We start from the raw sequence: 7,276 nt of genomic DNA on the forward strand, positions 1-7,276 counted from the left end.
ATTAACCACTCAAATTTCATATTTCATTCTGATTTCATAAGTCTCTGAGACTCTAGTGTATGGAGCTAGTTGTAATAGATACTACCTCCAGACAAAACGATTACGTCTGCTAATTTGTGTGAGGGTGAATGGTGCAAAAGACTTTCATAGACTTAACTAGAGTTGGATCAATTGTTTTTGGTGCAACGTTGACATTGGTAAGCAGTAGCTTCGCTGCTGAGGTTTCTCCGCCTCAACTAAATCCGAACGAACCAGAAGCGATCGTAGAAAACTCTACTGACGCACTCGAAACTGTTTCTCAATACTCCGAAGGAATGACTAGCAATTCCCTCAGTCAAGTTACTTCGGTGTCTCAGCTATCTGATGTTCGTCCAACCGATTGGGCATTCCAAGCATTGCAATCCCTAGTTGAGCGGTATGGTTGCATCGCAGGGTATACCGACCGAACCTATCGTGGCAATCGTGCTTTAACACGCTATGAGTTTGCAGCAGGCTTGAATGCTTGTCTCGATCGTATTAATGAACTAATTGCTGCGGCTACGGCTGATTTAGTCAAGAAAGAAGATTTGGCAACCCTGCAAAAGCTGCAAGAAGAATTTGCGGCAGAACTGGCAACCCTGCGAGGTCGGGTCGATGCGCTAGAGGCGCGGGCGACCACTTTAGAAAAACAGCAGTTCTCTACGACTACGAAGTTATTAGGGGAAGCAATTTTCGCTTTAGCAGACGCATTTGGAGATAGAGCCGCTAATGGTACCGATTTGAATGCAAATACGGTTCTCGCAAATCGAGTTCGTCTTTCTCTCAATACCAGCTTTAATGGTCGGGATTTGTTGTTCACTCGTCTGAATGCAGGAAATATTCCTAACCTTGCTGGTGTCACGGGCACTAATATGACCCGATTGAGCTATGAATCCGGTGTCAATAATCAGCTGGGCATCGATAAACTTTACTATCGTTTCCCAGTAAATGAGAAATTGACTGCCTACGTGGGAACAACTGGGCTTGAATCAGCAGTCGATTTGATTTTCCCTTTGAATCGGGCTTTTGAGAGTACTGGGACAGGTGCTATTTCCCGGTTTGGACGCTTTAATCCGATTTATCGGCAAGCAGTGGGTGCAGGTGCAGGTTTAACCTACAATTTCAGCAACTCTGATTATCATTGGCGTATCTTGCGAGTGATGCAACAGCGAGCGATCCGAGTGTCGGTCGTGGAGTATTCAGCGGTCCCTATGGCGCGATCGCTCAACTTACGCTACGACCCACACAAGCACTGGGCATCAATCTACTTTATATCAACTCCTACAATCGTCTTAATGTAGGTGTCGGAAGCACCTTTGCGAATTCTCCATTTGGCAGTGGGATCGCAGCGTCTGCCAATTCTTTCGGGGCAGAAGTCAGTTTCCGCCTCAGTCCTCGATTCATTTTAGGCGGTGAAGTCGGTTGGGTTCTTGCAAACGCCGAATCTTCCTCTGCGCTAGTGGCACGAGGCAGTGATGCAACCATTTTCAACTGGGCTGCGACCTTGTCGTTACCCGACTTAGGGAAGAAAGGGAATTTAGCTGGCTTGGTGATTGGTCAACAGCCTAAAGTCATTCGCAGTGACATTGCTGCTCGTGAAGATGCCGATACCTCATTGCATCTAGAAGCATTCTATCGACTGGCGCTGACGGACAAGATTTCCGTCACTCCTGGCGTGATTGTGATTACAAACCCAGAGCACAATTCAAGCAATGACACCATTTATGTGGGCACCATCCGAACCACATTCAGATTTTAAGTTGGCTTTCTAGGCACTTATCCGATGGGTGAGCGTTGGGAAAGATTGATTACCTTTGTATTTACACCATCTTCGGCGAGGCATAGTATTTTGCCTCGCTTTTATTTTTACTGATTAAATTGTCCTGTCAGTAGTTTATGCTTCGCGACCTTTATAACTTTCTCGTATTCTTCTGACAAATTGATGAATGTGCGGTAAACAATCTACCGTGCGATTAAGAAGTTCTGAAAATAGATTAAGCGAGGTGTCTTATGACAACTGCAACTGTGAATGATTGCATCCAGGACTGCCTAGAATGTTTACGAGAATGCGAAGTTTGCGCGACTGCCTGCTTGACCGGAGAGATGTCAGCAATGATGGCAGAGTGTGTTCGCCTCTGTCACGACTGCGCTGATTTGTGCGACATTTGCGCTCGGCTGATGATGCGCGGCTCTAGTGTCCATCAGGAAGCTTGTCTTGCCTGTGCAAAAGCCTGTGAACTCTGTGCTCAAGAATGTGAAAAACATAGTGATCATGCAGTTCACTGTAAAACCTGTGCAGAAGCTTGCCGCCAATGTGCCGCAAGTTGCCGAGCAATGGCACAGGCAGCTTAACCGCTAGAAGTGACAGTAACTGAATAATTCTATTATCTGGGCATCCTGCTTATCACAGGCAAGATGCTCAAACGATAGCTTACTGTTTGAGGAATCATGCTATGAGACCGGATTACCTCATTGTCGGCAGTGGTTTATCAGCATTAGTCTTAGGTGCGTTGATGGCAAACTCCGGCAAGATTGTGCAAATTCTTGAAGCCCATGAACATCCAGGGGGCTTTGGGCACACCTTTACAATGGCGAAAACGTATCAGTTTAATGCTCAACTTCACTATGTTTGGGATTGCGGCGAAGGGCAAACTGTAAATCGGGTACTTAAAAAACTAGGTCTAGATCAAGACGTAACCTTTGAACGGTATGACCCAGATGGTTTTGACCATATGCGGATGCCGGGGTATGCGTTGGACATTCCTTCGGAACCGGAAGAATTAATCCAGCGATTATCAACACTCTTTCCTACCCATCGCGATCGCATTCGCCAATTTATCAACGAAGTCGAAAAGACAGGGGCAGGCTTGAAAAAACTCGCTCCTCCACTCCGACCGATTGAACTGCTTAAACATTCAAGTGAAGTCGGTTGCGCCATTCAGTATGTCAACAGCACCCTTCAAGACGTATTCGACAAGTTTCAGCTACCACAAGCTGCCCAAACCTTGTTAGCACTGCAATGGCTCGATTTTTTACTGCCGCCCAATCAACTCTCATTCTATGCCTGGGTTGCTTTGTTCAGAGGGTATCAAGCAGGTGCATTTTACCCAACCCAACATTTTGAACACTTCATCAATTCGTTAGTTCAAGTGATTGAATCACACGGGGGGCGAGTCTTGCTCAACCATGAGGTCACGAATTTTAAGGTCATAGACCAAACGGTTATAGGTGTTGAAGCGATCGATTTAACGACGCATCAAACCTGTGAATTTACAGGAGCCATCGTGATCTGCAATATGGACCCCAAAAAAGCCGCCAAAATGATCGGTGAGGAGAAGTTTTCCAAGAAAGTGCGTCGCAAACTTAATTACGAGTATTCTGCATCTAACTATATGGCTTACTGCGTGGTCAAAGACCTTGATCTTCGAGACTATGGATTTGGTAAGTGGAATCTCTCGCATACAGGTCACCAAGATTTGAACGAAGCCTTTGCTCAGATGTATGAGCGCCATGATTTCTCCAATCCTAGTTTTGCGATCACAACGCCCACCTTACTGACCGAGGCACATCGAGATTGTCCAGAGGATTGTCAAATTGTCGAATTCCTGACCGTTGCTAACTACGACTACTTTAAGCAATTACGAGAACGCGATCGTACAGCCTATAACCGGAAAAAACAGGAAATTTTGGATTCAATTCTAGATGTCGTGGAAGAGCAGTATGTACCGAATTTTAGGAAGCATATGGTTTTTCATGTGACGGGCAGCCCTACTACCAATGAACGCTTTTGTTGGTGCCCCAATGGAAATTCCTACGGTTCCAGTCTAACCCCACGCAATATGGGTTTAGGGCGCTTAAATCATGAATCCTCATTGAAGCATTTTTACTTTTGCAATGCGTCATCAGGATATCCGGGCTTTGCTCCCACCGTTTGGACAGGAGCATTACTCTATCAACGGTTATCCGGTGACGCAATCTTGAGCAACAACTAAACCCGCGATCGCACTTAACCTATTCCATTTGATTTGAGGTCAATTATGAGAATTGCTGTCATTGGAGGCGGCGCTAGTGGCATGGCTACAGCCTACCTGCTTGATAAACAAGGGTATCATGTCACGGTGTTTGAGCGGCAACCTATGTTAGGAGGACATATTCGGACACTGAACAAAAATGTGAAGCCAAACCAATCCGAGTGCAATGAAGTTTTGGAAAGTGGTCCACTCGAATTTCCTACCGCATTTCACAACTTCGTTGCTCTGATGCAAGAACTAGACGTGAAACTAGTACCCGTTGACATCGGTTCAGAATTGTTTCCTAAAAATGGAGGTCATTTTCTATCTGAAGTTGCTATCCAGAAAAACTTCACTGGCATCCAACGCTTAATCGAGTATCTTCGATTCGATAGCATCTATGTTCGTTCCGCCGGATTATGGCTAAAAACACGATTCGCGGACATGAAAGATTTCTACGACCAACCACTATCTCGTTATCTAAAGAACGACAGTACTGGCAGCCTGTGGCTTAAGTTGTTAACAATGTACAGTTACTCAACACCGTTCGATCAGATCGACAATTTTCCAGCAGAACTGGCAATTCCAATGTTACGCGATTACCTTGCAGTCAACTGGCTCAGGGTCGAAGGTGGAGTATATTCATACATTGAAAAAATTCTAGAGCGCTTTCGTGGGAAAGTTTGGCTGAACGTGGAGATTGCCAATATTTCCAGAAGCTCAGATAGTGTGAAAATTGAGCGATCGAATGGCGAAACGCAGGAGTTTGATAAAGTTGTGTTTGCCACACCGCCTGATCAAGTGATAGCTCTTCTAGCTGATCCAACTGATGCTGAAATTAAGCGCTTCTCAGCTTGGAAAGCGAATTATGCAACCACGATCGTTCATACAGATACTTCCATGTATGACAAACAGGGGATTCGATACCCCACAGAATTTGATTTCTTCCAAACAGACACCCGCTGGGGCTATAACGGTTGCTTAAATCAGCTTTGCGGTATCCCGTCGTCACCACAGCACCATTTCCTATCGTTTCAATTGGAGGAGATAATTGCTAAAGATCGCATCATTCACATTCAGCAACATCACACGCCGTTGTATACGACTGAATCTTTTCGATACCGAGATGAAGTTGTCGCTACTAATGGAGAGAACCATACATATCATGTAGGAGCCTATCTGGGAGACGGCTTGCATGAAGGAGCGATTACATCTGCCTTTCGAGTCGCTGAACTCATTGGTTAAGCTCTAACTCTATCTAGATGCAGAATTATTAATTCATTCGACGAGGAGAACTTTATTATGCTTGGATTGCTTTTAGGACTTGCACTGCTTGTAGTTGCTGTAGTTTGGTTTCAGCGACAAGGACACAGCAGACACAACCACGGTGGCTCTAATGGGCATCACAGTGGACATGGGCATAGGAGCAGTCGTGGTGGTGGTTGCCACTAGCCTGTTTAGAAATCCCCTTTTCAAAATTAGTAGATCGCTGCTGCCTCCCATTTTGTGATTAGCCTTGTTAAACTAAAAGCCCAATGAGTAGAAGATTATTTGTTCTATTGTTCTGTCTGTTTGTCGTGATGATTGGCTTCGGAGTGACGTTGCCAGTTCTTCCCTTCTATGCCAGACATTTAGACAGAACAGTGGGAGTTTCTCGCGAAACAATGGCGCTTCACATTACGCTGCTATCAAGTATCTATGCTTTTATGCAGTTAATTTTTGCTCCGTTTTGGGGGCAGCAAGCGGATCGGATTGGAAGACGACCGTTGATGTTGCTGGGAATTGCAGGGTCTGCGATCTCACAAATTCTATTTGGTTTTGCAACATCGTTGTGGACACTATACGTTGTAAGAGCCATTGGAGGTCTTTTATCATCAGCAACATTGCCCGCTGCAACAGCTTATGTCACTGACGTAACGACTGATCGCGATCGCAACCGAGGCATGGCATGGCTGGGAAGTGCAGTAAGTCTTGGAATTATTACAGGACCAGCTTTGGGAGGATTGACAACTCGCGAAGACTTGCACTTTACACTAGGATTCATCGACATCAAAATCGAAAACTATGCACCTCCGTTCTTTTTATCCGCAGTTTTCATGTTCTTTGCGCTGCTTGCCGCCGTAAAATGGTTGCCGGAATCGTTGCCTTCAACTGTCTCCTCCGTTTCTAGTCGCAATGTGGAAATGAAATGGAAAAATCTTGATAGCAAACTAAAGCTGTTACTTGCTTTAACCTTAATTTCACAGTTTGGACTCGCAATATTTGAAGGAACCTTTGCACTTTATGCTCAGGAAAAATTAGGCTATGGTCCAACGCAAACTGGATTCGCTTTTATGGTTTGTGGGGCAGTTATGGCAGTATTTCAAGCGATCGCCGTTAATCTTTTATCGCGAAGAATCAACATTATTGCTCAACTTGCATTAGGCTTTGGTTTAATGGGGTTAGGCATCGTGTTACTGCTGCTCGTCCGAATCCTGCCATTCGTTCTAGGGGCTGTGGGTTTACTAGCCTTGGGCATGGCGTTAGTTGCTCCGAATCTTTCAGCTTTAATCTCTAAACGCGGAGGTCAGCACGTCGGAGCGGTACTCGGAATTCAGAACGCGGCAAGTAGTCTGGGGCAGGTGGGAGGTCCGATGTTAGGGGGAATGCTATTTGCATGGCAGGCAAGCGCACCGTTCGCGATCGCAGGCGTTTTTCTGATGAGCATCGGTCTGGTTGTGGGTTGGAAAGAAAGAATGAGACACCATTAAGCTGGAGTGTAGTTTATACCTGTTGAGAAAGACCGAAGTTCCAAAACACCGAACCCACAACACTTTGGCAGTAGCTTATTGATGTTACTCTCTTTCCTGCTGCTGTTTCATTGTCCCCGCACGCTAGTCGAAACTACCCACTTCAGTGGGAGACTTTAGTTGCTACACACCTCCCGATGGCTGAAATAGGCGAACGTGATAGGTTTGAGAGAAAAACTATCATGAGTGACCAACGCCGAGGTAGCCATACGGTAACCCGATTGACAGTGCATCTGGTCTGGGTGACAAAGTATCGATATCCAGTTCTCAAAGGCGAGATTCAGAAACGGTGTCGAGAACTAATTATCCAGATTTGTGATGCTGAAGATGTCAAGATCCTCAAGGGTGTGGTGAGTAAGGATCATGTGCATATGCACATTGAGTATCCACCCTCAAAATCTATTAGTGATCTCGTGAGGCGGATCAAGGGTCGCACGTCACGATTGCTACAGCAGGAAT

General features: G+C 45.5%; 6 protein-coding genes and 1 pseudogene. All 7 read left to right on the forward strand.

Annotated elements, in window-relative coordinates; translation table 11 throughout:
* Positions 1-128 precede the first annotated feature (128 nt).
* Positions 129-1,777: pseudogene (locus ACQ4M5_RS08290) on the forward strand (iron uptake porin).
* A 251-nt stretch (positions 1,778-2,028) separates the two neighbouring features.
* Positions 2,029-2,370, forward strand: coding sequence for a four-helix bundle copper-binding protein (locus tag ACQ4M5_RS08295; RefSeq protein ID WP_036047177.1), 342 nt, complete (start codon positions 2,029-2,031; stop codon positions 2,368-2,370).
* A gap of 101 nt (positions 2,371-2,471) precedes the next feature.
* On the forward strand, positions 2,472-4,010 hold the full coding sequence (locus tag ACQ4M5_RS08300) for a phytoene desaturase family protein (RefSeq protein WP_430675106.1): 1,539 nt from the start codon (positions 2,472-2,474) through the stop codon (positions 4,008-4,010).
* Between the two features lie 45 nt (positions 4,011-4,055).
* Positions 4,056-5,273: an FAD-dependent oxidoreductase gene (locus tag ACQ4M5_RS08305; RefSeq protein ID WP_017292219.1), complete on the forward strand. Its 1,218-nt coding sequence runs from the start codon at positions 4,056-4,058 to the stop codon at positions 5,271-5,273.
* Between the two features lie 57 nt (positions 5,274-5,330).
* Entirely contained in the window at positions 5,331-5,480 is a 150-nt protein-coding gene (locus ACQ4M5_RS08310) for a hypothetical protein (protein WP_154660854.1), read from the forward strand.
* Between the two features lie 83 nt (positions 5,481-5,563).
* Entirely contained in the window at positions 5,564-6,778 is a 1,215-nt protein-coding gene (locus ACQ4M5_RS08315; protein ID WP_051077916.1) for an MFS transporter, read from the forward strand.
* A 221-nt stretch (positions 6,779-6,999) separates the two neighbouring features.
* The coding region (tnpA, locus tag ACQ4M5_RS08320; RefSeq protein WP_430675107.1) for an IS200/IS605 family transposase at positions 7,000-7,276 on the forward strand (277 nt) is incomplete at its 3' end.

This window comes from Leptolyngbya sp. AN10 (assembly GCF_050565645.1).
GTDB lineage: Bacteria > Cyanobacteriota > Cyanobacteriia > Leptolyngbyales > Leptolyngbyaceae > Leptolyngbya.

Coding starts and splice junctions, on each gene's coding strand:
- ACQ4M5_RS08295 (WP_036047177.1), top strand. CDS start 2,029: ATGACAACTGCAACTGTGAATGATTGCATCCAGGACTGCCTAGAATGT.
- ACQ4M5_RS08300 (WP_430675106.1), top strand. CDS start 2,472: ATGAGACCGGATTACCTCATTGTCGGCAGTGGTTTATCAGCATTAGTC.
- ACQ4M5_RS08305 (WP_017292219.1), top strand. CDS start 4,056: ATGAGAATTGCTGTCATTGGAGGCGGCGCTAGTGGCATGGCTACAGCC.
- ACQ4M5_RS08310 (WP_154660854.1), top strand. CDS start 5,331: ATGCTTGGATTGCTTTTAGGACTTGCACTGCTTGTAGTTGCTGTAGTT.
- ACQ4M5_RS08315 (WP_051077916.1), top strand. CDS start 5,564: ATGAGTAGAAGATTATTTGTTCTATTGTTCTGTCTGTTTGTCGTGATG.